31 protein-coding genes and 1 pseudogene are annotated in these 25,756 nt (G+C 65.6%); 22 read left to right on the top strand and 10 right to left on the bottom strand.

Going from position 1 to position 25,756, the window contains the following annotated elements:
• Positions 1 to 280: pseudogene (locus tag BR07_RS0121125) on the top strand (GTP 3',8-cyclase MoaA); the annotation flags it as partial.
• Positions 264 to 530 carry a MoaD/ThiS family protein gene (locus BR07_RS0121120; protein WP_027507117.1) on the top strand — a complete coding sequence of 89 codons (267 nt, stop codon included), beginning with the start codon at positions 264 to 266 and terminating at the stop codon, positions 528 to 530. The pseudogene BR07_RS0121125 and the gene BR07_RS0121120, both read left to right, overlap by 17 nt.
• Before the next feature lie 28 nt (positions 531 to 558).
• On the opposite strand, the gene BR07_RS0121115 is transcribed toward BR07_RS0121120, so the two are convergent.
• Positions 559 to 771: a TOBE domain-containing protein gene (locus BR07_RS0121115; RefSeq protein WP_027507116.1), complete on the bottom strand. Its 213-nt coding sequence runs from the start codon at positions 769 to 771 to the stop codon at positions 559 to 561.
• Between the two features lie 125 nt (positions 772 to 896).
• Positions 897 to 3,182: a molybdopterin-dependent oxidoreductase gene (locus tag BR07_RS0121110; protein ID WP_081821463.1), complete on the bottom strand. Its 2,286-nt coding sequence runs from the start codon at positions 3,180 to 3,182 to the stop codon at positions 897 to 899.
• Between the two features lie 244 nt (positions 3,183 to 3,426).
• Here BR07_RS0121110 and fdxA point away from each other — a divergent pair, with 244 nt between their 5' ends.
• From fdxA to BR07_RS0121095, 3 genes are all read left to right on the top strand, one after another.
• Positions 3,427 to 3,753 (top strand): ferredoxin, encoded by a 327-nt coding sequence (fdxA, locus tag BR07_RS0121105; RefSeq protein ID WP_027507114.1) that lies wholly within the window; start codon positions 3,427 to 3,429, stop codon positions 3,751 to 3,753.
• The gene (locus BR07_RS0121100; RefSeq protein WP_051613668.1) at positions 3,753 to 4,961 is read left to right on the top strand and encodes a molybdopterin molybdotransferase MoeA; all 1,209 of its coding nucleotides are present in this window, start codon (positions 3,753 to 3,755) and stop codon (positions 4,959 to 4,961) included. The genes fdxA and BR07_RS0121100 overlap by 1 nt, the downstream gene beginning before the upstream one ends.
• Positions 4,962 to 5,103: 142 nt before the next feature.
• Positions 5,104 to 5,535, top strand: a complete 432-nt coding sequence (locus tag BR07_RS0121095) for a molybdenum cofactor biosynthesis protein MoaE (protein ID WP_027507112.1) — start codon at positions 5,104 to 5,106, stop codon at positions 5,533 to 5,535.
• A gap of 69 nt (positions 5,536 to 5,604) precedes the next feature.
• Here the strand turns inward: BR07_RS0121095 and BR07_RS0121090 are convergent, their stop codons facing one another.
• Positions 5,605 to 5,847: a hypothetical protein gene (locus tag BR07_RS0121090; RefSeq protein ID WP_027507111.1), complete on the bottom strand. Its 243-nt coding sequence runs from the start codon at positions 5,845 to 5,847 to the stop codon at positions 5,605 to 5,607.
• Positions 5,848 to 5,933: 86 nt separating this feature from the next.
• Positions 5,934 to 6,734 carry an enoyl-CoA hydratase-related protein gene (locus BR07_RS0121085; RefSeq protein ID WP_027507110.1) on the bottom strand — a complete coding sequence of 267 codons (801 nt, stop codon included), beginning with the start codon at positions 6,732 to 6,734 and terminating at the stop codon, positions 5,934 to 5,936.
• A gap of 349 nt (positions 6,735 to 7,083) precedes the next feature.
• Here BR07_RS0121085 and BR07_RS0121080 point away from each other — a divergent pair, with 349 nt between their 5' ends.
• The 9 genes from BR07_RS0121080 (at position 7,084) to BR07_RS0121045 (ending at position 12,871) form a co-directional block, all read left to right on the top strand.
• Complete coding sequence (locus BR07_RS0121080) at positions 7,084 to 7,941, top strand: GAF and ANTAR domain-containing protein (RefSeq protein ID WP_051613667.1); 858 nt, start codon at positions 7,084 to 7,086, stop codon at positions 7,939 to 7,941.
• 54 nt (positions 7,942 to 7,995) lie between these two features.
• Positions 7,996 to 8,316, top strand: a complete 321-nt coding sequence (locus BR07_RS0121075; RefSeq protein ID WP_027507108.1) for an STAS domain-containing protein — start codon at positions 7,996 to 7,998, stop codon at positions 8,314 to 8,316.
• 89 nt (positions 8,317 to 8,405) lie between these two features.
• Positions 8,406 to 8,810 (top strand): ATP-binding protein, encoded by a 405-nt coding sequence (locus tag BR07_RS25830; protein ID WP_081821462.1) that lies wholly within the window; start codon positions 8,406 to 8,408, stop codon positions 8,808 to 8,810.
• A gap of 97 nt (positions 8,811 to 8,907) precedes the next feature.
• Positions 8,908 to 9,420 (top strand): DinB family protein, encoded by a 513-nt coding sequence (locus BR07_RS0121065; RefSeq protein ID WP_027507107.1) that lies wholly within the window; start codon positions 8,908 to 8,910, stop codon positions 9,418 to 9,420.
• Positions 9,421 to 9,868: 448 nt separating this feature from the next.
• A complete protein-coding gene (locus BR07_RS27155; protein WP_155957135.1) occupies positions 9,869 to 10,021 on the top strand; it encodes a hypothetical protein in 153 nt (50 codons plus the stop codon).
• Between the two features lie 75 nt (positions 10,022 to 10,096).
• Positions 10,097 to 10,687 (top strand): TetR/AcrR family transcriptional regulator, encoded by a 591-nt coding sequence (locus tag BR07_RS0121055; protein ID WP_027507105.1) that lies wholly within the window; start codon positions 10,097 to 10,099, stop codon positions 10,685 to 10,687.
• A complete protein-coding gene (locus BR07_RS27825) occupies positions 10,684 to 11,478 on the top strand; it encodes a carboxylesterase family protein (RefSeq protein ID WP_269320110.1) in 795 nt (264 codons plus the stop codon). Before BR07_RS0121055 ends, BR07_RS27825 begins: the two co-directional genes overlap by 4 nt.
• 52 nt (positions 11,479 to 11,530) lie before the next feature.
• Entirely contained in the window at positions 11,531 to 12,292 is a 762-nt protein-coding gene (locus tag BR07_RS27820) for a carboxylesterase family protein (protein WP_269320109.1), read from the top strand.
• A 24-nt stretch (positions 12,293 to 12,316) separates the two neighbouring features.
• Entirely contained in the window at positions 12,317 to 12,871 is a 555-nt protein-coding gene (locus tag BR07_RS0121045; RefSeq protein WP_027507104.1) for a dihydrofolate reductase family protein, read from the top strand.
• Between the two features lie 308 nt (positions 12,872 to 13,179).
• Here the strand turns inward: BR07_RS0121045 and BR07_RS0121040 are convergent, their stop codons facing one another.
• Positions 13,180 to 13,668 (bottom strand): MarR family winged helix-turn-helix transcriptional regulator, encoded by a 489-nt coding sequence (locus BR07_RS0121040; protein WP_027507103.1) that lies wholly within the window; start codon positions 13,666 to 13,668, stop codon positions 13,180 to 13,182.
• Positions 13,669 to 13,757: 89 nt separating this feature from the next.
• On the opposite strand from BR07_RS0121040, the gene BR07_RS0121035 reads away from it, so the two are divergent.
• Positions 13,758 to 14,543: an SDR family NAD(P)-dependent oxidoreductase gene (locus BR07_RS0121035; RefSeq protein WP_027507102.1), complete on the top strand. Its 786-nt coding sequence runs from the start codon at positions 13,758 to 13,760 to the stop codon at positions 14,541 to 14,543.
• A gap of 27 nt (positions 14,544 to 14,570) precedes the next feature.
• On the opposite strand, the gene BR07_RS0121030 is transcribed toward BR07_RS0121035, so the two are convergent.
• On the bottom strand, positions 14,571 to 15,458 hold the full coding sequence (locus BR07_RS0121030; protein WP_037187197.1) for a sugar phosphate isomerase/epimerase family protein: 888 nt from the start codon (positions 15,456 to 15,458) through the stop codon (positions 14,571 to 14,573).
• Positions 15,459 to 15,831: 373 nt separating this feature from the next.
• On the bottom strand, positions 15,832 to 16,062 hold the full coding sequence (locus tag BR07_RS27150) for an ANTAR domain-containing protein (RefSeq protein ID WP_155957134.1): 231 nt from the start codon (positions 16,060 to 16,062) through the stop codon (positions 15,832 to 15,834).
• A gap of 558 nt (positions 16,063 to 16,620) precedes the next feature.
• Here BR07_RS27150 and BR07_RS0121015 point away from each other — a divergent pair.
• The 3 genes from BR07_RS0121015 to BR07_RS25820 are packed head-to-tail and all read left to right on the top strand — an operon-like array spanning position 16,621 to position 18,453.
• Positions 16,621 to 17,205: a PadR family transcriptional regulator gene (locus BR07_RS0121015; protein ID WP_027507098.1), complete on the top strand. Its 585-nt coding sequence runs from the start codon at positions 16,621 to 16,623 to the stop codon at positions 17,203 to 17,205.
• 40 nt (positions 17,206 to 17,245) lie between these two features.
• Complete coding sequence (locus tag BR07_RS0121010) at positions 17,246 to 17,647, top strand: nuclear transport factor 2 family protein (RefSeq protein ID WP_027507097.1); 402 nt, start codon at positions 17,246 to 17,248, stop codon at positions 17,645 to 17,647.
• Positions 17,644 to 18,453, top strand: a complete 810-nt coding sequence (locus BR07_RS25820; protein WP_051613665.1) for an SGNH/GDSL hydrolase family protein — start codon at positions 17,644 to 17,646, stop codon at positions 18,451 to 18,453. The genes BR07_RS0121010 and BR07_RS25820 overlap by 4 nt, the downstream gene beginning before the upstream one ends.
• Before the next feature lie 90 nt (positions 18,454 to 18,543).
• Here the strand turns inward: BR07_RS25820 and BR07_RS0121000 are convergent, their stop codons facing one another.
• Positions 18,544 to 19,206: a TetR/AcrR family transcriptional regulator gene (locus BR07_RS0121000; RefSeq protein WP_155957133.1), complete on the bottom strand. Its 663-nt coding sequence runs from the start codon at positions 19,204 to 19,206 to the stop codon at positions 18,544 to 18,546.
• A gap of 56 nt (positions 19,207 to 19,262) precedes the next feature.
• The gene (locus tag BR07_RS0120995) at positions 19,263 to 20,480 is read right to left on the bottom strand and encodes an oxidoreductase (RefSeq protein ID WP_027507095.1); all 1,218 of its coding nucleotides are present in this window, start codon (positions 20,478 to 20,480) and stop codon (positions 19,263 to 19,265) included.
• Between the two features lie 145 nt (positions 20,481 to 20,625).
• Here BR07_RS0120995 and BR07_RS0120990 point away from each other — a divergent pair, with 145 nt between their 5' ends.
• Complete coding sequence (locus tag BR07_RS0120990; RefSeq protein WP_027507094.1) at positions 20,626 to 21,063, top strand: type II toxin-antitoxin system Rv0910 family toxin; 438 nt, start codon at positions 20,626 to 20,628, stop codon at positions 21,061 to 21,063.
• A gap of 97 nt (positions 21,064 to 21,160) precedes the next feature.
• Here the strand turns inward: BR07_RS0120990 and BR07_RS0120985 are convergent, their stop codons facing one another.
• Complete coding sequence (locus BR07_RS0120985) at positions 21,161 to 22,054, bottom strand: EamA family transporter (RefSeq protein WP_231476468.1); 894 nt, start codon at positions 22,052 to 22,054, stop codon at positions 21,161 to 21,163.
• Between the two features lie 70 nt (positions 22,055 to 22,124).
• Between BR07_RS0120985 and BR07_RS0120980 the strand changes: the two genes are divergently transcribed.
• The 3 genes from BR07_RS0120980 (at position 22,125) to BR07_RS0120970 (ending at position 25,756) form a co-directional block, all read left to right on the top strand.
• On the top strand, positions 22,125 to 22,988 hold the full coding sequence (locus tag BR07_RS0120980; RefSeq protein ID WP_027507092.1) for a LysR family transcriptional regulator: 864 nt from the start codon (positions 22,125 to 22,127) through the stop codon (positions 22,986 to 22,988).
• A gap of 397 nt (positions 22,989 to 23,385) precedes the next feature.
• On the top strand, positions 23,386 to 24,657 hold the full coding sequence (gene mdo, locus BR07_RS0120975) for an NDMA-dependent methanol dehydrogenase (protein WP_027507091.1): 1,272 nt from the start codon (positions 23,386 to 23,388) through the stop codon (positions 24,655 to 24,657).
• A 31-nt stretch (positions 24,658 to 24,688) separates the two neighbouring features.
• Entirely contained in the window at positions 24,689 to 25,756 is a 1,068-nt protein-coding gene (locus BR07_RS0120970) for a MadB family AAA-type ATPase (protein ID WP_027507090.1), read from the top strand.

Here is a 25,756-nt window from a genome sequence, read left to right as displayed (position 1 = left end):
CGTGAACGGTGGCCCCGCCACGGTGGGCATCATCGCCTCGGTCACCCGGTCCTTCTGCGCCGACTGCGACCGGACCCGGTTGACGGCGGAGGGGACCGTGCGGTCCTGCCTGTTCAGCGATTCCGAGACCGATCTGCGGGTGGCGTTGCGCGGGGGTGCGGCCGACGAGGAGATCGCGGACCTCTGGCGTGGAGCGATGTGGAACAAGTGGGCCGGCCACGGGATGGAACGTGAGGACTTCGTGCCGCCGGAACGTTCGATGGGTGCCATCGGTGGTTGAGTCCGTGACGGTGGACGTGCGGTACTTCGCGGGGGCCGCGGATGCTGCGGGCACCACGCAGGAGTCGTACGACCTGAGGGTCGGCGCGACCGTGGCGGACGTGAAGTCGGCGCTGCGTGGACGCCACGGGCAGAAATTGAATCGTGTGCTGGCGGTGGCGGTGTTCCTCATCGGCGACGAGATGGTCCGCGACGAGGCCTACCCGGTCGGTTCCCGGGTCGACGTCCTGCCGCCCTTCGCCGGCGGCTAGCGGTGTCGACCCGAGACCGCTAGCGGGGTCACTCGACGCCGATCGTCACCTCGGTGGACTTGACGAACGCGGTTGCCTGCTGACCCACTTCGAGGCCGAGGTCTTCGGCCGCCTCTCGTGTGATCGAGGAGGTGACGGTCTGGTCGCCGCCGTCGAGACGTACCTTCACGGTCGCCATCACGCTACCGAGAGTGACCTCGGTGATGGTGCCGACGAGCTGGTTGCGAGTAGACAGTCGCATGATGAATCCTCCTGTGATAACGATGTTGTGACAGATTCGGGAAACTGGTTACTACCAACGGTGCAGGGTCGCAACACGTGCCGCAGTGTCGATGCCGCGTGCCCGTGTTCACTGCGCCGGCGCACTCACTCCGGAGTGTGCATCGCGTCCACGCGTGCGGGCACGTTCTTGTGCCAGGGGGTGGCCGAGTACTCGTCGCGGCGGGCAGCGTCGGTCAACTCGTTGGGTGCCACTCCCACGCGGGCCGAACCGGGAAGGTCGAGTCCGAACCCGTTCGGCAGGGCGATGTGGCCGGGCTGCATGGTGTCCGTGATCTCCACGTGTGCCATCGCTGAACCCTTGGCAGTCGTGATCCGGGCACTGGAACCCTCGGAGAGACCGAGCTTCTCGGCATCGACGGGGCAGATGCGCAAGGCGCCGTTTCCGCCCCGCTTGCGCCACGTGTCATCCCGGAAGATGGTGTTCGCTGTGAACGCGCGTCGCTCGCCGGCGGAGAGAACGAACGGGAATTCGTCGCTGACATGGGACGGGTTCTTGCCGGTCAACGCCGTCAACGACTCCAGCAGGGGTGTGATGGCCAGCTGTATCGGCCGGTTCGCAGCGGGAACATAGTTCCACGCTCCACCGTCCAGATCGTCCACGGTGATCTCGACGCCTGATCTGTTCTCCAGGATCGCGGTGAACAGGGCCTCGGCGTTGCGATGGCCTGCTGCGCGGACCGAGCCGGGATGTTCATGGAAGATTTTCTGGGACAACGCCCACATGACCGAGGCCGATGTCGCACCGTCCGGGAGCGTGGGCCCCAGTGTCGCGTAGAGCAGGTATGCCGCGACCGGGACGGACCTCTTGTCCAGTCTGAGCAGCGCGAGAAAAACGGCGCCGTACACCTTGTGACCGAGCTTCAGCGCTCCACGCAGCAGCGCGAGCCACCACGGTTCGATCAGCCCGAGAGCGTCGATCAGTCGTGCGTAGATCTCGGGTTCGGGCAATGTGCCCGGCAGCGGGTCCAGGATCGGCGCCCGGAGCTGAAAACTGTTGCGTGGGAACTCCAGACTGAAGAAGGTTGCCTCCCACTTCTCGAACTGGCTGGACGCGGGCAGCACGTAATCGGCGCACCGTGCGGTCTCTGTCATGGCGACATCGATCACGAGGCTGAACTCGAGGTCGTCCATGGCCTGCCGGAAGCTCGCCGAGTCGGCCATCGAATGCGCTGGGTTGGACGACTCGATCACCATCGCCCGGAATCTCGCGGGGTGATCGTTCGACACCTCTTCCGCGATGGCGTTACCTGGAACCAGCCCGCCGAACATCGGAGTGCCGTGGACCGGTGTGTGTTTCACGTCCAGCGAGTAGTTCACCACCGGCGCCATCCACGAGTGATTCTGCATCGCGCCGCTCTTCGCGAAATTTCCGGTGATCAGCCAGATGAGCTTCTCGAGGTACGACACCAAGGTGCTGTTAGGGCTCTGCTGCACTCCGAGATCCTCGTACACCGAGACGCTGTCCGCTGTCCCGATGAGATGCGCGGCTCGTCTGATCGACGACTCGTCCACCCCACACGTCCGCGCGTACGCGGAAACGTCGAGTCTGCGGACAGCCGCCACGACCTGCTCGACACCGGCCGTGTGCTCACGGAGGAAGGCGTGGTCCATCATTCCGTCGTCGATGATGACGGCCAGAACGGCAGCGAGGCACCAGGCATCGGTTCCCGGCTTGACCTGGAGATGGAGGTCGGCGCGCTCCGCTGTCTCCGTACGTACCGGGTCCAGAACGATCATCGATCTGTTCGGGTCCTTGCCGATCTCCTGCAACACGGTGCGCGCCCGAGCGACACCGTGAGACTGCCACGGATTCTTTCCGAGGAAGACGCTGACCTGCGCGCGGTCGAAGTCGCCCACCGTGTGCCCACCGGTGAGGTGCGCGTCCACCCAGGCTTCACCGGTCTTCTCCTGCGCAATGGCGTTCGATCTGTACCTCGCGCCGAGTCCGCGCATCATGGCACCGGCGTACGCGCCACCCAGATGGTTTCCCTGTCCTCCACCCCCGCAGAAGAAGATGCTCTCGCCGCCGTGTTCGTCGCGCACGGCCCGCAGACGGTGTGCGATCTCGCTGATCGCCGTGTCCCAGTCGATCGGGCTGTAGGTGCCGTCGGCTTCGCGTCGCATGGGGGTGTCCAGTCGTGACCCGCCGTTCTGGTAGTGATCCAGTCGAAGCGCCTTGTTGCACGTGTACCCCAGCGACTTGGGATGTTCCTTGTCGCCACGTATCTTGGCAATACTTCGGCCTTCCATGGAAACGGTGATGCCGCAGTTGTTCTCGCACAGAATGCACGCGGTCTTCTGCCAGCCGGTGCCGTTCTCGTCCGTCACGATCGTCTCCAGTCGGTGTATGTGGTGATCGTCGCCGCGCATGATCGACTCGATCTGTCGGTCGAGGGTGGGTTGCCCGGTCACGAATCGCCTACAGCAGCGTCACCTGGCCCTGATGGCGAGTGTCGCGGGGACCGGATGGCGATGACAAGAGGTATCGGTACACGTTCGCGTCGGACATGCTGTGCATACGCACACATCACGCATCTTGCCGACTCTCGTCACGAGATGCGTTGCGCTGCACTCGTTTCTCTGTACTATGGCTGTAGACATAGAAGGGGTTTTCATGACTTACGTGGTGGCGGAGCCGTGCGTCGATGTTCTGGACAGGGCCTGCATCGAGGAGTGCCCGGTCGACTGCATGTATCAGGGTGACCGCATGCTCTACATCCATCCGGACGAATGCGTCGACTGCGGAGCGTGTGAACCGGTGTGTCCGGTGGAGGCGATCTTCTACGAGGAGGACGTGCCCACTCAGTGGTCCGCGTACATCTCGACCAACGTGGACTTCTTCGACATCATCGGATCTCCGGGCGGCGCAGCGAAGTTCGGTGCCACCGGCGTGGACACGGCCCTCGTGTCCGCGGTCGTCGTCGGCGCACCCTCGCCGTGATGCCGTCGGCACCGAGCCTGCGGACGGTGGAGCAGCACCGAAGGATCATCGCCGGCCTGATCTCGCGTACGCCGACAGTGCTGACACCGCTGGCGGCGGCCACGGGACTCGTCCTGGCCGAGGAAGTGACCGCGTCGATCCCGCTTCCGCCGTTCGACAACTCCGCAGTCGACGGATATGCGGTGCATACCGCTGACCTGGCCACTGCCGGAGCGGACGCGCTGGTTCGGCTCCCCGTGTCCCACCTGATACCCGCAGGACACCCGGTACCGAAAGAGCTGCGCGCGGGAACGGTGGCGCGCATCATGACCGGCGCACCCCTTCCTGTCGGGGCCGATGCGGTGGTGCCGGTGGAGGACGCTCGGTACGACGGGCTGCAGGTGGCGTTTCGTCGTCCCGGCACGCTCGGTGCGCACGTGCGGCGGACCGGCGAGGACCTCATGCCTCCCGAGCGGCTCTTCGGTGCGGGTACGGTCCTGACACCGTCGCGGATCGGACTGCTGGCCGCGTCCGGTGTGGGGCAGGTTCTCGTGCATCGTCGAATCCGTGTCGCCGTGGTGTCGACCGGCGCCGAGATCGTCGACACCTCCGCTCCCCTGCGACACGGTTCGATCCACGATGCGAACTCGGCACTCCTGTCCGCCGCGGTCGAGGACTGCGGCGCCGAACTCGTCGCCTGTGTCGCCGTGTCGGATTCGGTGAACCGGCTTCGTGCACACCTCGAAGACCTCGGAGCACGTGCGGACGTCGTCATCACCTCGGGCGGAGTCAGCACGGGGGATCACGAGGTGGTCAAGCAGACGCTCACGCCCCACGGCGTGCGTTTCACCGGCGTCTCGATGTCGCCCGGGCGGCCGCAGGGTGCCGGGACCGCCTTCGGTACGACTCTGCTGACGTTTCCCGGCAACCCCCTCGCGGCCTACGCCTCGTTCGAAATCCTCGCGCGACCGATTCTCCGGCGCGCCATGGGTCTGGTGCCGGACAACAGGCCCACCGTGCAGATACCTCTGGCCGACCCGCTGGTCAGGAGGCCCGGCCGACACACTCTGGATCTCGCCGCCGAACGCCCCGACGGGTCGCTCGCTCTTCTCACCGGTTCGGGACGACACGGACTCGGGGCGGTACGGGAGGCGCGCTGTCTCGTGGAGCTGGACGGCGAGGTTCCTTCCCTCGATGCCGGCGCGACGGTCACGGCGACAGTGCTCTGATCGAGCGGCCACATCTGATCACCACGAGCGGAAGAGACGGTTCATGGTCCAGAGCAACACCACTGGCGGGCGGCCGAAGACGGAGCGCCCGCCGTATCGACACGCCGCTGCCGGTACGCCGGGTGCTGCTTCAGCATCCGACGTGGGCGACAGGCGCCCGAGGACAACGGTTCTCGCCAGGATCTCGAGCGATCCCATCGATCCAGCGGAGGTCGCCGACGCCGTCACCGGCCCCGAACGCGGCGCCGTGCTGGTGTTCTGGGGAGTCGTGCGCGACCACGACCACGGCGAGTCGGTGTCCGCACTCGAGTACCGAGCCCACCCCGACGCCGAGAAGTTCCTCCGGCGCTGCTGCGAGGACGCGGCCGCGTCGTCCGGTCTGCCGACGGCGGCCGTGCATCGCGTCGGCGACCTGACGATCGGTGACACCGCTCTCGTCGCCGCGGTCGCGTCTCCCCATCGCGCCGAGGCGTTCACAGCGTTGGAGGCGTTGGTCGACCACATCAAGACCGAGGTACCCATCTGGAAACGCCAGCAGTTCCCCGGCGGCACCAGCGAGTGGGTGGGTCTCTGAGGTCGCGCTCACTCGGAATGCGCTCGACCGCCCCACGAGGTCGAGACGGCGTCGCGGACACGAGCGCGTTCAATCGTCGAGAATTCGAGGGTCGAGTACACGCCGCATCAGGTCGCGGGCGACGCTGCTGATGGGTTGCGATTCGGCGTACGCGTGCCCGCGGAGCCGAACCGCCGCATCGTCGATCGGGATACGCAACCGGGCAGCGAGCATCCCGATGGCCGAGTGCACCTCCGGCGCGGTGCGGTACAACTCCAGTGACCCGATGGTCGACTCCCCGGCAGCCAGCGCGAACGCGAACAACGAGCGCACCTCGAGTACCGCCTCGACCCGATGCGTTCAGTCGGTACGACCGGCCCACATGATTCTCGCAACCCGGATGTGGTTGCAGGACTGCGTCAGGACATGACGCCTGTGAACTTGGGTCGCCGCTTCTCCATGAAGGCGCGCCCACCTTCCACGGCATCGTCCGAGCCGGCGCACATGGCCACGAAAGCCTCGGCTTCGGAGAGCATCTCGGGGTAGAGGTCGCTCGCGAGGGCCACCTTCACAGCCCGCACCGACATGGGTGAATTGGCCGCGATGGTCGTCGCGAGTGTGCGTACGGCCTCGTGCAACTGGTCTTTCGGAACCACCCGATTCACGAGACCGATGGAGAGCGCGGTCTCTGCCGTGACGCGACCGCCGGTGTAGAGCATCTCGGCGGCGTGACCGGAGCCGACCATGCGCTGCAGCACGCGCGTCGGCGGAACCGGGTATGCAATTCCCAGACGTGCGGCGGGAATCGCGAACGCGCACGCCTCATCGGCGATGCGGATGTCCGCGGTGAGCGCGACGGCGACGCCGGCGCCCATGCAGAAGCCGTGCACCATCGCGATGGTCGGCGTGTGCATGGCGGCGAGTCCGAAGAACAACGCGGCGATGGCGTCGTCGGCGGCCTGCTTGGCATCGGTGGAACCGTGCTGCGATTCGAACTCCGAGATGTCGGCTCCGGAGACGAATGCCTCCGAACCTTCCCCGCGCAGCACGATGGCGCGGATGTCGGGGCGTTTGTCCAGCTCTTGCAGTCGCGCGTGCAGATCGCGCATCATCGCTGCGCTCAATGCGTTGCGACGAGTCGGATTGCTGATCACGGCCCATGCGACCGCACCGTCGATCTCGACGGAGACAGAGCCTTTCTGCTCCACTGTGGCAGTCATGACAGGCCGTTTCGGCGAACTTCTGGGTGCTCCATGCACGAATTTTAGATTCGGGCCTTCCACCGAGAGCGCGGCCGAACCATTGTCTGGCGGTCTCACAACCCGGCCACACTGTCCCGTGGTCGTGACCGCGCATTCCTGCGCCGTGCCACCTCCCGCGCACCCACACGTCACTAGTAAGTCCGCGTCCGACGAGCATCGACCGTTCGTACGGGGGTCGCGCATTGCGACATACCGTGTGTGGGGTTGACCCGCGGCGTACGGTTGGGCGCATCCGGTGAAGTCATCACCGCGCAGCGTCCTCCGCGCACGTCGACAGGTGTCATGACTACACCACAGAGGACTCCGCATGACGGATTCGGTCACGTCCGGCCTGCCCCCGGACGATCACAGCACGGCGGCCGCACTGGCCGCCGCGAACGCCTTCGACGACGAGATCGCAGGAGCGTTGTCGTCCCGCACGGCCGGCGGGGTTCGCACGGCGATCACGATGCGGTACTTCGCCGCGGACACCTTCGACGCATTGGATGCCTTTCGTGGACTCCTGCTGTCGCACAGTCGGTTCGAGATCCTCCTCCAGGGCTTGTGCGAACAGGCGGTCGCCGCGATCCCCGGAGCGGACATGGCCGGGGTGACCCTCCTGCATCACGACGCGGCGAACCCGGAGACCGCGGCGCGGTCGGATTCCCGAGTCAGCGACATCGATGCCGATCAGTACCGCGTGAACGAGGGGCCCTGCCTCGAAGCCGCCCGGACCGGGCGCATCGTGTGCGTGCACGTCGAGGATGCTGCGGCGCGATGGCCGCTCTTCGCCGCGGCAGCCTCCGAGGCCGGTGTGCGCAGCTTCCTGTCCGCACCCCTGGACGTCGATTCCGAACATGCGGGATCGCTGAACATCTACAGCTTCGGCGATCACGGCTTCAGCGACATCGACGAGGTGCTGGTCACGGTGCTCGTGACCGCCGTGGAGGTCGCGGTGTGGGAATCGCGGCACACCGCGGACGCTCGGGAAGAGTCAGGCAACCTCCGCAGAGCGATGGAGACCCGCGCCTGCATCGAACAGGCGAAGGGCATCGTCATGGCAGTTCGGGGTATCACCGCGGACGCGGCCTTCGCCGCTCTGGTCGAGCAATCGCAACGTGAGAACGTGCGCGTGTCGGTACTCGCGGAACGCACGGTCACCTCGGTCGTGGCGGTACCGCAGTGACCCTTGATCGCGCAAGCGAGCAGGACGTAGACCGACGATCCGTCCAGGTCACCGTTGCCCGGGTCTGTACTCATCGTGTCGGTCCGCGGCGATCTGGACCTCGAGTCCACGCCCATGCTGACGGCAGGTCTCGACCGAGCACTGTCGGACGACGTGCCCTCCGCGGTGATCATCGACCTGACCGACGTCGATTTTCTCTCTTCCACCGGCATGACGGCCCTCATCGACACGCACCGCCGACTCGGCGCACTCGTCGCGCTCGCTGTCGTGTCGAACGGGCCCGCGACCACCCGTCCACTCACGCTGGTCGGAATGGACGAGATGCTCTCGCTCCACGCCGACCTCGACGCGGCACTGGCCGCGGTGTCGTCCTGAACGGTCGCACGGCGGGCGTGCTGGACGCGACCCATGACGGTGTCACAGACAGCACTCTCGGTCCGAGCGTCCGGAACCCGGGCCTCGTCATGTCCGATGTCCCCGCTGACGCCCTGTGCATCGGCGCCGTACGCAGAGCATTGGCCGCCTGGCTCCGTATCCTGCCGTTCGACGATGCCCGCAGAGCCGATGTGGTGCTGGCGGTGTACGAAGCGATGGCCAATGTCGTCGACCACGCGTACCTCGACACGGACGGTGTCGGCACGATGCAGATCAGCGCCACCTACTCGGTCGACCTCGGCGCGCTGGACGTCACCGTCGCTGATCTCGGGCGGTGGAAACTGCCTGTGCACAACGCTCTTCGGGGTAACGGCCTGCCGCTCATCACGGCACTGAGCACATCGTCGACAGTGGATCGTTCGGGCACGGGGACCACCGTCCGCGCGACATGGTCCTCGACGGCGCGTCAGCACCCGGAGTCCGCTTTCCACTGACTGAACGCTCGGGATGACCCACTCGCGCAGCTCACCTGGATCCGTAGCATCGAGTCGGTCGAACCCACGTGTCGGTGTCCGGACATAGAGTTCGACCATGACCGACCCTGTGAACCGCGTGGAACCGCCGTTCGTCGCGGACGAAGTGACCATGCTCGAATCGTGGTTGGACTACCACCGAGCAACTCTGCTGTGGAAGTGCCACGGTCTCACCGACGCGCAGTTGACAATGCGGTCGATACCGCCGTCCACTCTGTCCCTTCTCGGCTTGGTGAGACACCTGACAGAAGTCGAACGTAGTTGGTACGCCGGACGGCTCGCGGGCCGTGAACGCCCACCTCTGTACTACTCGGACGCCGAGCCCGACGGAGACTTCGACAGCCTCGACTCGGCACCTGTCGCGGAGGTGTTCGCCGCCTACGACAGGGCCGTCCAGGACAGTCGGGCCCTCGCCGCGAACACCGACCTGGAAGCGTTGTCGATCGGCACGGTCGACGGCCTGCAGGTCTCGCTGCGCTGGATTCACCTGCACCTGATCGAGGAGTACGCCCGACACAACGGACACGCAGATCTCCTCCGCCAGTGCATCGACGGGGACACCGGGGAATGACCGCCGATAGTCGCGCGACAGACCACGCTCGGCGATCGGATCGCGGTGAACGGTCCACTCGCGCAGAAGTCTGATGTGTCCGCGCTGGGTCCTGACAACAGTGCACGGCGCGGTGGCGGCACACCGCCCTCGATCTCCTCGGTGACGATACGCTCGAGTCATGAGTCCCGACCCGACCTCGTCTGTCGGGTCGCCTTCAGGTGACGAACCTTCAGACGTCACGCTCGGAGTCGTTCTGGCGGCGAGTATGTTCCTGCCGGCCTATCTCGGTGCCACTCTGATCACGGATGCACTTCTCGGTCGACCGGGACTACCGACGTCGCCTCTGGTGTGGCTGCTCGTCGCTACACCACTCGGAATCGCGATCGTCCGCTTCGAGGAAGCCGTGCAGGCCAGATCGGACTGGGACAAACGACAAGGCCTCTGGTACGGGACGGGGGTGGGACTGATGACCCTGCCCCCGCTCGGTCTCGCGCTGTTCGCAGCCGCACCGGTTCTGACCTCGCTACCTCGGGGCGGACCGTCGGCGCTCGTCGTCGCGGCACTGGTGATCCTGGTCGGAGTCATCGTCGTACGGGGGAAGCTTCGCGGGCCTGCCTGACGTGCGGGCATCTCGACCCTTCGGATTTTCTGACAGTACTGTCAGATTATGGTCATGCTTGCTAGATTCTGAACCATGACTCGCACGTTCCTTCGCTCGGCACGACGCGCACAGCTCGTCGAGGCTGCCATTCGTTCTCTCGCCGACCTGGGCGTGGAAGGAGCATCACTCTCACGCATCGCCGAGCACGCCGGCGTCAGCCGTGGGGTGGTGAACTACCACTTCCCTGGCGGGCGACGAGAACTGTTCGAGGCCGCGGTCGACGAGATCTACGACCTGGGCCGCCGTGAAGTGCAGCCCGACACCGAGTCCGCCCCGTCTCCGCGACGCGGGCTGGCATCGTTCGTCCGGGGAAGCATCGCCTTCTACGCCCGCCACCCGATCCACCTTCGAGCTCTCACGGCGATCTACACCAGCCGCACCGAGGACAACCTGCGACGGGACGAGCGACCCGAGCACGCGACCGAGATGATGTCCGTCGCCGATCTTCTCCGACGAGGTCAGGTGACCGGCGAGATGCGTGATTTCGATGTGACACTCATGGCATTGACCATTCGCGCCGTTCTCGACACCGCGGTCGGGCTCACCGCAGCAGGAGCCGACCCCGGTGTTCTCGCGGACGAACTCGTGAACACCCTCGACGCCGCAACGCGGGCGCTCCCGTGAGGCGCGCACTCGCTGCCGTCGTCGCAGCCACCACTCTCATGGTGTCCGCGTGCACCTCGACGGGGATCGAACCGGACACCGAGTCGAACCTGTTGGTGGACAGCACGACCGGAACCTTGCAGGGAGTCGCAGTCGGGAACACGCACCAGTTTCTCGGCGTGCGGTATGCACAACCCCCCACCGGTGACCGCCGATGGACCCTCCCCGAGCCGGTGCCCGACACCGACGAGGTCCTCGACGCCACGCAAGCGGGCTCACCGTGTCCGCAGACCGGCGAGACCGCGCAGGCAGTCTCCTCGACCGACGAGGACTGCCTGTTCCTGAACGTCACCGTCCCGGCACGCGCGAGCGCCGAGCCTCGTCCGATTCTGATGTGGTGGCACGGTGGCGGATTCACCAGCGGAGCCGGCGCGCAGTACGACGCGCAGAAGCTCGCCGACCAGGGTGACGTCATCGTCGTCTCGGCGAACTACCGACTCGGGATGCTCGGATATCTTGGACTCCCCGGCCTGGCAGGATCCGGCAACTTCGGTCTCGCCGATCAAGTGGCCGCCCTGCGCTGGGCCAACGACAATGCCGCGGCCTTCGGCGGAGACCCGGATTCGGTGACGCTCTACGGGGAGTCGGCCGGTGGAACCTCCACCTGCGCGGCGCTCACCTCACCGGCCGCCGAAGGACTGATCGACCGCGCCATCTTCTCCTCCGGTTCCTGCCGTCTCGCATGGCCCCCCGGGCACCCTGTTCCCCGGACTACCCGCGTCATCGTCACTTATCCCGTTGTCCGACAGTGAATCACAGGGCGTAGTTGTAGCCACTGCACTCGGGTGTACCCACCCCGACCCGTTGGGATGCCTGCGAGAACGACCCGTCGATGCCCTGCTCGGGCAAGCCGCGTCGTTCGGCAATCCGTTGGCCTACGGCACCGACCTGCTCCCACAGGAACCCGCACTCGCCGTCGAGGCCGGAGACTGGCTTCACGTGCCCGTCCTGACCGGCGGCAACCGGGACGAGCACCGTTCCTTCATCGGCGGACTGCTCCTGACCGATCCCGCGGCGGTCACGGCGGACAACTACCAGTCCCTCATCCAAGCCTCGTTTCCCGCCGACGCTGCATCCGTCGGCGCGCACTATCCGCTGGCGGACTACGAGTCGGCGCCCGTCGCCTGGGCGACCCTGGTCACCGACGTCGCCTGGGCATGCACGACCTCCCGTGGCGCCCGTGAGCTCGCCGCCGACGGGACACCGGTCTACAGCTACGAATTCGCCGATCGCAGTGCGCCCGATGTCAGCGGAGTGTCGGCGTCCGGTATGCCGCAGGGCGCGGCGCACGCCACCGACCTGCCGTATCTGTTCGATCTCGGCGGCGAGAACCTCCTCACGGGGCCAGGGCAACGCGAGCTCGGTGACGCCATGGTGGCGGCATGGGCTGCGTTCGCCCACAACGGCACACCCGGTCCTGCCGACGGTGCCGAGTGGCCGGCCACCACCGGCATCGAGACCACTGTCATGCAGTTCGACAATGCCGCCACCGGCTCCGGGGTACACCTGATCGACCACCGCGCCGAACATCACTGCGCGTTCTGGGACACGGTCGACCGTGGCTGAGCACGCGCGAGAAAGGATCGAGTCGTGCGACGACTTGTCGTGACCCAGAACATCACGGTCGACGGGGTGATCGAAGCTACCGATGACTGGTTCGCGCGCGCCGGTCACGATCCCGACATGGACAGGGCGTTGGCCGCTCAGCGCGACGCATCCGACGGCTTTCTCGTGGGACGGAGGACGTTCGAGGGCATGCGCGATTTCTGGGCACCTCGAACCGATGACACGACCGGCGTGACGGAACATCTGAACCGCGTCGCGAAGTACGTGGTGTCCTCGACGCGGCAGGATCCGGGGTGGGCGAACACCACAGTGTTGTCGGGTCCGCTCGTCGAGGAGATCGGACGAATCACCGCACTCGACGGCTCCGACATCGTCTGCACGGGAAGTATCGACCTCTGCCATGCCCTGATCGGCGCAGATCTCGTCGACGAGTACAGGCTCTTCGTCCACCCGTTCGCGAGGGGACACGGAAGGCGAATGTTCGACGGAACTCCCCCACGACACCTCGTACTGCGGGAGTTCCGCGCCTTTCCTTCCGGTGCTGCTCTCGTCCGATACGACACGCAACGGACGAGCTGAGCCTTCTCGAGGACTGACTGCCACGCGGCGAGAATGCCCGAGCCGGTGGCTGTGTCGGCTCGTGGTCGGCGCGCGGCATCGGACGCCGCAGGCACCTCGTAGGCCGCGCGGTAGTCCCGCGAGAAATGCGCGGCGCTGACGTAGCCGACCGTGGCCGCGGCGAGCGAGACCGGCTCGTCGAGGACGAGAATGCGTCGACGCGAGCGACGAGGCTGCCTTCGTACACGGGACGACCCTCGACGTCGCCGGTGGGATCGTGGCGACCAGGCCCGCGTGACCTCTCCGACGGGCGCTCGGATCTCCGTAAGTCACCCACCCGGAACCCATCGACCGTCGGCACCGATCGAACTGGCGATCTGCGAGCTGATGCGCCTGAGTTCCTCTGCCTGACCGCCGGTGAGCGAGCCGAACACCAGCGTCCGGACCAGGGCCACGTAAGCCGGTGTGGCAGCCCGCGTGACATCGAGACCGCTCGGCGTCAGGGTCGCTGTCGTGACCCGGCCATCGATCGGATCGGGGGAACGCTGCACCCACCCGCGGCGCTCCAGCCGTGCCACAGCGCGGGACAAACGCGACAGAGTGCTGTTGGCGAAGCCTGCCAGCGTACTCATGCGCACTGTGCGCCCCTCGGCACGCGACAGGGCGTAGAGCAGTCCGTACTCGAAATGACTCATACCCGAATCGCGTTGCAGCTGAGCGTCGAGAGCAACCGGAAGCCACTCGAGCATCGTGGCGAACGAGGACCACGTCCCGAGCTCGTCGGCCGTGAAGTCGACGGGATGCAGCGGTTCGTCCATGACTCGCACCCTACCCATTGATTGCTCGGGAAAGTGTCTGCCGCTACAGTTGAGTTGCTCAGGCAAGCAAAATGACTGGAGGAGTAGCCGTGAACCTGGACCTCACGGGACGACGGGTCTTCGTCAGCGGCTCCACTCGAGGCATCGGGTACGCCGTGGCCGCAGCGTGCGCAGCCGAAGGCGCATCGGTCGTCCTCAACGGTCGCACCGAGGAGAAGGTGATCGGGGCTGTGACCCGTCTCCGGAAGGCCGTCCCCGGCGCGAGTGTCGACGGCATCTCAGCGGACATGTGCGAGATGGAACAGGTATCCACACTTCTGGGCAGGCTGGGACAGGTGGACATTCTGGTCAACAATGTCGGCGTGTTCGAGGTCGCGCCCTTCTTCGAGATCAACGACGAGCAGTGGTCGCGTTATTTCGACATCAATGTGATGAGCGCAGTTCGGCTTTCGCGAGCCCTGCTCGGTGGAATGATCGACAGAGGATGGGGAAGGATCATCTTCACAGGCACAGAGTCGGCGATCGATGTCCCTGTCGACATGGTCCACTACGGAGCGACCAAGGCCACGGCACTGGCTCTCGGCAATGGGCTGGCCAAACTCACCAGAGGTACCGCCGTTACGGTGAACACCGTTCTTGCCGGCCCGACCTACTCCGATGGCGTCGCCGAAGCGGTCGAGGGGATCGCGTCCGCCCAGCGCGTCCCGCCGGAGGATCTGACGTCGTCGCTGGTGCGCTCGAGTTCACTCATTGAACGCTTCATCGAACCCGAGGAGGTTGCCGACCTGGTCACGTTCCTGGCAAGTCCTCGCTCCTCGGCCATCAACGGCTCAGCCATTCGCGCCGACGGCGGTGTACTCCCCACGATCATTTGACAGTGGATCGACCTCGCCGACCGGACGTCATGGCAGGGGATGCACCAGTGCGACTGCGCTCTCGTGCGCTCGGGTGAGGGCGCGATCGAGGGGCATGCGCCGGAAGTCGTCGGACAAGATCTCGACACCCCAGGTTCCGTCGTATCCGACCTCGCGCAGAACACTGATCAGTCCGTTCAGGTCGAACACTCCCTCACCGCACAGTCGCCGGTTGTCGATCGTGTCGTCGAACAATGATCCGACGACGTCCTCGTCGGCGTCGTCGAGTTCCACACCGAACACGACGTCGCCGGTCAGGGAAGATCGCAGTTCGTCGAAGGTGGTGCCGGCGCGGAAGACGTGCCAGGCATCGACGATCACGCCGCACGCGGGATCTCCTGTGGCGCGGGCGAGGTCGGCCCCATCCGGGATGGTGGAGATGATCGAGAACGGCATCGGTTCGATGGCGATGCGGGTGCCGCGCTCCGCGGCCTCGCGGGTCAACACGCGTAAGGCGTCGACCAAGGGTTCGAGGTCCCGGGGCGGCGCATTCTCCGAGCCGATCTTGATGTGCGTCGGCCGGAGGATCTCGGCGGCCTCCAGCAGCAGGTCGCGAGTGTCGTGGGTGCTTCCGTTCTCTCCTCTGGGGATCCACCACCGTTCCAGCAGTTCGATCTCGACATACCGCAACGGTGAATCGTCGAGCATGCTCCGCAGGGCCGGTAGTCCGATGTCGTCGCGAATGACCGCGAGGTCCGCGGCGACGATCCCCATGCCGGCGAACCCGGCATCGGAGACCGCCGTGATCCGGTCCGCGATCGGAATCGGACTCACAGGGTGTGGCGCGTCGGGGCGGACATCACCCGCCGACGTCCAACACGCTGCGATCAGTTCCGTCGTCTTCGGGGCGATGCGTCGGTCTCGTCCGCCGGTCATGGTCAGGATCCTGTCTGCGTCGGGGTACCTCGCGGCCACTGCGATGAGGACTGGTGCGACGTGGTCCGCATGCATGAGGTGGCACCGGGAGCGAGGTGGTCACCTGCAGTGTGCCGATTGCGACATCGTCGGATCAAGCAGGTGGACCCATCAAAAACCCCTCGCCGAGGTGAAGTGGCGCTGCCGGTCCGATCCGGTCGTGGCCGGACGATCGCGTCATACCGAGTGAAGGCGACTCAGCTTGTCGGGCACGTCGAGGCTCATTCGAACGACGTCACCGATCGAAAGTCGTGACCCGGTAGTCATCCGCTCTCGCGACGGCTCGCGTGATCCCGACGCAGGCAGGGTGACGTGGTGGTCGATCCGACCACTGTCAGACCGTTCCGGCAGTGACGTCGCCACCGTCGATGACCCACCGGGCCACCTCGACCAACGAGATCGACAACGCATAAACGCGGGCCCGCAGCAGAGCCGAGGCATCGTCTGCCGCCAGATCATGACGTGCCATCAGCATGCCGATCGCGATGTTCGCAGACTGCAGATCGACATGGTGACGCATGAGACCGTCGATCCCGACGTGGCCGACCAGGTCATCACCCAACACGCGGGCCAGCTTGGAAACGAAGACGTCGACTTCCCCGGGCCATCGACGCGTCGGCGGGGTGCATCGATGCATCTGCATCGTCCCCGATGCACGATCACCGGAACCGATCGGATAGATCTGCACCCACCCCACGCCCAGCGACGACATTGCTCGACGAGCGCCGGCCACCGCAAGCGATCCAACGGATCACCCGACGTGATCGTGCACACCGCGTTGTCGTCGATCGCAGCCCGATCGGGACCGCACCCGTGCACGTACAGCACATCCGCCACCGCCGTCGCCGATGCGCTCGTCGCGTGCATGAGCGAACGTGCATCCGAATTCTCGGCGGAGGTGACGATCACCGCGGCACCGTCGGCGCCGTCGTTCACGCCGATGCCCCCGTTCCGAGCCGCCTCTGTTTCTCATCGTGCCATCGATCGGACCGGGAGGTTCGAAACGCTCATCGCTCGGGTGGTCTGCGCCGGGCAGCCTTCACACATCGACCGCGACGGTACGTCGCGCCCAGGATGCCGCTGAGTACTCAATTCGACACCTACCCCGATGTAGCATCGCGCAATGGCTCTACGGAACGCGATCCTCGCCGCACTCCTCGACGGTGAGTCCTCCGGTTACGACATGACGAAGAGCTTCGACGTCGCGGTGGCGAATTTCTGGAGTTGCACCTCGCAACAGCTCTATCGCGAACTCGACAAGTTGGAGGCCGACGGCCTCGTCGAAGCACGCCTGGTCGAGCAGCAACGACGGCCGAACAAGCGACTGTTCAGCCTCACCTCCGAAGGACGAGCCGCGCTGCAGCAGTTCATCGTTCGCGAACCCAAGCCCACAGCCGTACGTGACGAACTACTGGTGCAGATCGAGGCAGTGGACGTGGGTGACGTCCACGCGATCATGGCGCACCTTGACACAAGGGGGGCCGCCTCGACCCGCAAACTGCTGCAGTACAAACAATCTCGAGAAGTATTGCTCGACGGACAGACAGAGGCCGAGTACCTGGCGGACACAACGAGAATCGGGCACTTCCTCACCCTCGCACGCGGAATTGCTTTCGAGGAGGAGAACATCAGATGGTGCGACTACGTGCGCGACATTCTGTCGGGCCGAGCTGGGCCGAGCCTGGACACGGTGCGTGCATCGCAGTAGCCTCGCCCTGACGTACTCAACAAGTTGACTAGGGGCTGTCATGACGACCTTCCGCCAGGCGATCGATGCGCGAGATCTCGATGCCGTCGACGACATGTTGGCGGACGACGTCGTGTTCCGAAGCCCCGTGGCCTTCGCCCCTTATCAAGGGAAGGCCATCGTCTCCGCGATCCTCCGGACAGTCCTTCAGGTGTTCGAAGGTTTTCACTACAGCCGGGAGATCCACGACGTACACGGTCGAGACCACGCGTTCGTCTTCGAGGCGACAGTGAACGGACTGACCGTGACCGGGTGCGATTTCCTTCGGTACGACGACGAGGGTCGGATCGTCGACTTCATGGTGATGGTGCGACCACTTCGCGCGGCCGAGGCCCTCTCGGCTGCCATGGGCTCTCGCTTCGAACAGATCAAGGCCGACGCCGCCGAGCGAAGCGCACGGTGACCCTCTCCGGCGTTCTGCTCCTCGCATGGCTCAGCAGGCATCGAGCTGCGATCGTCCTCGCCCAGGGCATCCGAGTGCGGCGCTCCACTCCCCGCCTGCCCGCGGCACTCGGCCTGAAAGGCCGGATCGGCGAGACCGATGGGCGGGCTGTGCAGCTCGTAGTGTTGGGCGACAGCCTCGCCGCTGCCGTGGGAGTCGACCAGCATGCCGATGCTCTCGGTGGACATCTCGCGACACGGATCAGTACTCGAACGAGCAGACCCGTCGAGTGGACGATCATCGGCAGATCGGGAGCGACCGCACGCGAGGTGTCGGCTCTCGTCGACGACGCGGTGCTCGGAGCTGCCGACATCGTGGTCGTCTCGGTCGGTGTGAACGACACGAAGAATCTGCACTCACGGGCGACCTGGCGGGCTCAGTTGTCCGCACTGCTCGACCGCGTCATCGAGGCCTCCCCTCAGGCGGCAATCCTGTTCATCCCGCTCGCCCCACTTGCAGAGTTCCCGGCCCTGCCCGCGCCGCTGAAAACCGTGCTCGGCCGCCGAGCCGACGAGTTCAATGCCATCGCCGGCGAACTCATCGCCGTGCGTCCGCGAATTCTATTGTCGGACGTGGCTTTCGAACCGTCACATCGAATGTTCGCCGCTGACGGATTTCATCCCTCGTCGGCGTTGCACGGCATCTTCGCCGACGGTGTCGTCACCGCACTCGACCGGGCCGGCACACACGGCGTGCTCGCGGCCGTGGAGCAGGAGCCACCACACCACCGTGCGTCAGCCGGAATCTTCGACGACCCTTCGAGCTGAGCACGCGCGATCGGCTTCGATGTGGAAGCGAGGCACTGTTCGGTCGAGGGGCGCCGGCAATCCTGCCACTCACAGGCCATGCCACCTGAGCTACGCGGGTGCGGAGTCGCCGAGTAGCACGGACACCGCGTGATCCACGTCGACCGTGGAATCGAGGAACGGGACAGATCTCAGGCACCCGGCGATGAGGTGGACGAGCATGTCGACGACGACATCGACGTCGAACCGACTCTCCACTTCCAGCCACCGAGCACTCGTCTCGTCCACAGCGGCAACGGCTGTCCGTCCGACCAACCTGATCGCGTCGTTGTGGGGATCGATGCCGAGCATGGCAGCGGCGGCGACGAGCGCTGCTGTGCGGGCATTCTCGAATACCTGCCACGCCTCGGGATCGGCGCCTCGACCGCCCAGAACCATCCGCAGCGCCAGGCCACGGTGTTCACGCAGATATGTCAGGTGTGCGGTCAGCGCTGCCCGGATCTGCTTGTCCGGGGTTGCGTCGGGGATGCCGTCGAACGCGCGCGCCATCGCCTCGGCGGTCGATCGCATGGCCTCGAGGTAGATGCCTCGCTTGGTGCCGAAGTAGTGGAACAACAGCCCGTGCGCGACGTCGGCCGTCTTGGAGATCTCACCGACGCCGACCTTGTCGTAGTCGTTCTCGGCGAAGAGCGTGATGGCGGTGTCGATGAGTCGCTGGCGGGTCTCCGCCGCCCGGGCGGACCGGGCGGTCATCTTGGCAGGCGGGCGCGACACGACGTCACTGTATCGGGAACAGCCGACCCGAGGTGAGTAGGTGACGGCCGCGATCGTCAGATGATCGGGGTGATGTGATCGTGCAGCTCGACCCCCAGCAGAGCCTTTCCGTACGTCTCGATCGACACTCGGGGCAGCATCACCGCGTGGCGCGCACCGACGTTCGAGTCGCGCCAGATCCGCTGCAGCGCATTCACCTCCGCGAAGGCGCCGGCGCCGGTGGCATCGAGCAACGTGTTGAGCGCCTCGTTGATGCTGCGCAGCGCGGTCGCAGCATCGCCGCGGACACGGGCCCGCGAGAGGAGGTCCGGATACTCCCCCGCGTCCGCCCACCGCTCGACATCGTCGGCTGCGCGGAAAGCGTGCAGGTGGGCGGTGTCGATCTTCAGAGCCGCCTCGGCCACGAGCATCTGAAACGCCACCGAGTCTGCCTGGCGCTCGAACACGGTGTAGGCGAGAGACTTTCCCGCAGCCTTGGTGCGCACCAGTTCCAGTGCAGCTCGACCCATTCCGAGCTGCGGTCCGACAAGGACCATGACCAGCATGGGGCCGAACGCGGACCTGGCGAACGCGGAATCGGTGCGCTCGGAGACATAGGAACCGCTGAAGGCACCCATCATCGAGAGCATCCGATGGTGGGGGACGAACACGTCGTCTGCGACGACGGTGTTGCTGCCGGATGCACGCATTCCGGTCACGTACCAGGTGTCGTCGACGTGGTAATCGGTTCGGGGGATCAGCGCCATTCCCTGATCCATCACCGTCTCGTCCTCGTCCAGGATCACCACGCCTCCGGTGCACCACGTGGCGTGCAGACTGGCCGAGGCGTACGGCCACTGGCCGCTGACGCGGTAACCGCCGGGTACCGGTCGCGCGGTGGCAGTGGGCGACACGACGCCGGAGATGATGACGTCCGGCCCGTCCGCGTACACCTCGGACTGCGCTTGCTCGGTGAACATTCCGAGTGCCCAGTGATTGATGTTGGAGAGCGTGGTGACCCACGCTGCGCCGCCGTCACCCTCGGCAATGGTGGCAGACACCTCGAGCATCGTCCGCAAGTTCGTCTCCAGCCCTCCGAAACGGGCCGGCGCTGCGATCCGGAACGCGCCGGAACGGCGGAGGGCGTCGACCGTGTCCTCGGACAACCTGCGCGCCTGCTCGTTCGCCGCGGCACCGGACTTCAGCTGCGGCAGCAGGTCGCGTAGCTGTCGTACTACCTCGGCACCGGTGTCGATGCCCGTGGTCGGTGCGGAGGACTCGGTCAGTGTCGTCATGGTGTCACTCTCGGTCGGGCCCCTGAGGAGCGGAGATGCGATCTGTGACACCGAACGTAGGGTTTCGTTGACTTCGTGTCAATATTGACATCGAGTCAACGACATGGCCTGATTGCCTCGTCGACCGCATCCGAAAGGAATCCGAATGAGCCCCACATCCGTGAGCCGGAACATCGCCGCGCCCCAGCAGAAGGTCTGGGAAACCGTCTCCGACGTGACCACCTTCGAGCACTGGCACGCTCTGCACGCCGGCTGGGAAGAGCTGCCGCCGAGCACGATCGAGGTCGGCGCGACGATGGTGGAGAAGATCAAGGTGGCCGCCCTGGTCGACACCATCACCTTCGAGGTGGAATCGTTCCGGCCGCCGAGCGAGGTCGTCTTCCGCGGCAAGGGTTCGACCGGCTCGAAGATCCACATGCGCCTGGGGTTGGACGCGTCCGGTGACACGACCACCGTCACCATCGACCTCGACGTCACGAGCCCGCTGCTGGTCGGCCCGGTGGGCAAAGCTCTGCGGGGAACGTTCGAGAAGCGGCTACGGGAGACACTGGACGGGTTGTCCCGACATGTGATCGCAGTCTGAGGTCACATCGGGGCGCACGTCGCGTCACGGGGAGCGGACCGCGCGACGTGCCTTCACAACGCATCCGGCCCGCCCCGAGTACGAACCAGCGCGGAGATCACCGGGTGGTCGAGACGATGACATTGGCCGCGACGATGAGCACCAGAGCCAGCATCTGCCAGGGAGACAGCACCTGCCCGAGGACGATCCACCCACCTACCGCGGCCCAGACGGGATTCACACTCGCCAGCGTTCCGAAGGCGCCGGCGTCGAGATGCCGCAGACTCACCATGTCCACCGCGAACGGCACCACAGAGGCGAGCACACCGCACAGCGCTGCCAACAACACGAATCGCGGCGACGGCGGATTCACCGTGAACAACGCCACCGCCACCGGAGCCCACACGACTGCCGACAGAATCGCCGCAGCCGAGGTTCCGCGAAAGCCCGAGAAGAGCGCTCCCACGCGCTGATTGAGCAGGATGTAGCCCGCCCACCCCGCTGCGGCGACGAGAGCCGCGACGACACCAGCGATGTCGGAGGTCCCGCTCGGTCCGACGAGAACGATGACACCGACGGCGGCCAGTCCGGCGCACAGCACGTCGAGGGCGCGGCGCGACCCGGCGACCGCGACAGCCAACGGACCGAGAAACTCCAACGTCACCGCCAGACCCAGACCGATGCGCTCGACGGCGAGGTACAGGCTCAGATTCATGACGCCGAACACCGCAGCCAGCGCCATCACCGCCACCACTTGAGTGCTCGTCATCGAACGGAAGCGCGGCCGCGCCACGAACACCATGACCAGCGCCGTGACCAACTGGCGCACGGCGACCACGCCCACGGGACCCATCGCGGGAAAAGCCAGAGCGCCCGCCGCTGCGCCGGACTGGTTGGCCGCAGATCCAGCAAGCGCGGCCGTCACGCCCACCGATCGGCGCCTGCCGTTCTCCGGCCGGGCACCGGCCATGTGAACTCGCGAACCCTGCGACGGACGTTGCCTGAGCACCATGACGAGAACCGTAGGAGCAGCTCCAGCCAGAACTGAAATGCATACAACGCTCCGGGTATGCTCTGCGGTTATGACGTGGTCGTCTCGCGAAGTGGTCTACTTCGTCGCTGTCGCCGGCTGTGGGTCGTTCACGGATGCGGCCATCGAACTCGGCGTGTCCCAAGCGGCCGTCTCTCGCGCCATCGCCGCCACCGAGAACCGGCTCGGCGAAAGACTTCTGCGTCGCACACCTCATGGCTGCGAACCGACCGCTCTCGGACTGCAACTCCTGCCACAGGCGCGCCGCATCCTGTCCGAACTCGACGTGCTCGACGACATCGCTCGCACCAGGCGCCGACGGTTACGTCTGGGCTACGCGTGGGCCGCGGTCGGTCGTCACACCACACCACTCCTGCGTTCGTGGCCCGCCGAGCATCCGACAATCGAACTGCAACTCGTACGCCACAACTCCCCCACTGCCGGACTCGCGGAAGGTTTCTGTGACGTCGCCGTCGTCCGCACACCGGTGAACACCTCTCGATTCGACACCGTCGTCGTCGGACTCGAGAGACGACTGGCCGCGTTCGCGACCGACGACGCACTCTGGCGCCGCAGGCGGACACTGACCATGGCCGAGGTGGGCCGTCGCACGCTCGTCGTCGACCCTCGAGTGGGTACGACGACTCCCGCGCTCTGGACCCACGACGGCACCGACCCCGTACCGGATCTCATCGAGACCACCGACGTCGACGAGTGGCTCGACACCATCGCGGCGGGCCGAGGAGTGGGCTCCACCGCCGAAGCCACCGCCCTGCACCATCCCCGATCCGGGGTCACCTACCGACCGATCACGGACGGACCGAGCATCCCGGTCCATCTCGCGTGGTGGAGACATGAACCGCCGATCGGACTGCGCGAACTGGTCGACACTCTCACGTCGTTCTACTCGACGTGACCGTCCGCGCCGTCACGCCCCCGATGTCGACCCTGTGGGGAACATGCACGAGTGACGCGTGACATTCTTTCGACGCGGAGCGGCTGGGGCGAGCACTCGCGATGTCGCAATGCGCTGTCTTGCACAGCATCTCAGTCACACAGTCAGGGGTAGCATTCGCTGCTACCACACCCTGGTCCTGCTGCCACAGCGCACATCAGCGCGCACGCGGAGCGTCGCAAGGGCCTTCATTGGTCGTGCGCACTCGTTTCGGCCAGCATCGAGACCTCTCCGAAAGGACAGTCTCGGTGCGCAACAGGTCAGTTCGAGCGGGAAGTCCGCCGTCCGTCGAACTCCCCAGGGATGGTGATGGCAGTCACATCGACTGTCGAACCGTTGCCGACCACAGGAGACGACCATGGCCATCGAGCTCAATCAGATCTGGGACTTCCCGATCAAGGAGTTCCACCCCTTTCCTCGCGCCCTTCTCGGGGTCGGCGCACACGACATCATCGGCGTCGAGGCCAAGAACCTGGGCTTCAAGCGATCACTTCTGGTCACGACGGGCCTCCGGGGTTCGGGGATCATCGAGGAACTGATCGGGAAGATCGAGTACCAGGGCGTCGAGGTCGTGTTGTTCGACAAGGTGGAGTCCAACCCCAAGGACTACAACGTCATGGACGCCGCCGCGCTCTACCAGAAGGAGAAGTGCGACAGCATCATCTCCGTCGGTGGCGGCTCGAGTCACGATGCAGCCAAGGGTGCACGTGTCGTCATCGCGCACGACGGACGCAACATCAACGAGTTCGAGGGTTTCTCCAAGTCGACCAACAAAGAGAACCCACCGCACATCGCCGTCTCGACGACGGCGGGTACGGGCTCGGAGACCTCGTGGGCCTACGTCATCACCGACACCTCCGACATGGACAAGCCCCACAAGTGGGTGGCGTTCGACGAGGCCTCCATCGTCACCGTCGCGATCGACGACCCGTTGCTCTACTACACCTGCCCGCAGCACTTCACCGCGTACTGCGGATTCGACGTGCTTGCCCACGGAAGCGAGCCCTTCGTCTCCCGGCTGGACTTCGCGCCGTCGCTGGGCAATGCGTTGTATTCCGTCGAACTGGTCGCGAAGAACCTTCGCGAAGCGGTGTACGAACCTCGGAACTTGAAAGCTCGAGAAGGAATGATGAACGCGCAGTACATCGCCGGGCAGGCCTTCAACTCCGGCGGCCTCGGCATTGTGCACTCCATCTCGCATGCCGTGAGCGCCTTCTTCGACAGCCACCACGGACTCAACAACGCCATCGCTCTTCCGCGGGTCTGGGAGTACAACCTGCCGAGCCGGTACGAGAGGTACGCGCAGCTGGCCGGCGCCCTGGGAGTCGACACCCGCAACCTCACCACCGTGCAAGCGGCGGACGCTGCTGTCGAGGCGGCCATTCGACTGTCGAAGGACGTCGGCATCCCGGACAACTTCGGGGAGGTGAACACCCGCCTGTACGACAAGAACCGGATGAACACGGGCAAGTACACCGGCCGCGGAGACGTCATCACCGGAGACGAGAAGACCGTCCTCGCCATTTCCGAGCACATCCAGGACGACTGGTGCACGCCGGGCAATCCCCGCGAGGTCACGGTCGAGTCGATGATTCCGGTCGTCGGTCACTCCATCAACGAGTCGTACTGACACTCGAGAGATCACGGAAAGGACCACGAGTATGACCACGGCCGGACCCTTCGTTCGACAACAGGACACCACTTCGGATCTGGCGACGCCCGCGGACGTGCGCGCATCGCTCCGGGAGACCGGATACATCGCGACCGACGACCTGTCGGTGGTGGTGCATCTCGCCATCGCGCTGGATCGACCGTTGTTGCTCGAAGGTCCGGCCGGCGTCGGTAAGACGGAACTGGCCAAGGCGCTCGCCCTCGCGGGAGGGCGTCGGCTGGTCCGCCTGCAGTGCTACGAGGGTCTCGACGACAATCGCGCGCTGTACGAGTGGGACTACGCGAAGCAACTGCTGCACGTCCAGATGTTGCGGGACCGCATGGGGGCCGAACTCGCCGATGCACCGGATCTCGCCGCAGCGTCCGCCCTACTGTCCGACACGGATTTCGGTCTCTACTCCGAGGGCTTTCTCGCTGTCAGACCCCTCCTCGATGCGATCCTCTCGGAGCAGCCGGTGGTGCTGCTCATCGACGAGGTCGACCGCACAGAGGAAGCGATGGAAGCACTGCTCCTCGAGGTATTGGCTGAGAAGCAGATCACCATTCCCGAAGTCGGTACCTTCCGGGCGCGAACCGATCCGTGGGTGATCCTGACATCCAACGACACTCGTGAACTGTCCGCCGCGCTCAAGCGGCGCTGCCTGCACTTCGCGGTCGATTTCCCGAGCGCGGAGGTCGAGCGCGAGATCGTCTCCTCCCGCGCTCCGGAGGTGGAGGAGTCCGTGGTCGCTGACGTCGTCGACCTTGCTCGGTCGATGCGGGAACTGCCCCTGCGCAAGAGCCCGTCGGTCTCCGAGGTCATCGACGCAGCCCGAGCCGCGATGATCCTGAAGGAGCACGACACCGAGCGCACGAGGGAGTTGCTGTCCTCCGCACTGCTGAAATACGTGAGCGACGTCGAACTCGTTCGGCGACAACGAGAGCCCTCTGCACCGCACGACACTGCCGACCGTTCGGGTCCACCGCCCAGCATCACCAGTCGACCACCCAACAGCACCACCGCTGCTTTCCGCGGACACGGCGGACGTGACCGTGGCGGAGTCGGGAAGAAGGCGTGA

Source organism: Rhodococcus sp. UNC23MFCrub1.1, from assembly GCF_000686025.1.
Taxonomy (GTDB): domain Bacteria; phylum Actinomycetota; class Actinomycetes; order Mycobacteriales; family Mycobacteriaceae; genus Rhodococcoides.
Note: the sequence above shows the minus strand (reverse complement) of the source record. Positions and strands in the feature narration are given on the sequence as shown.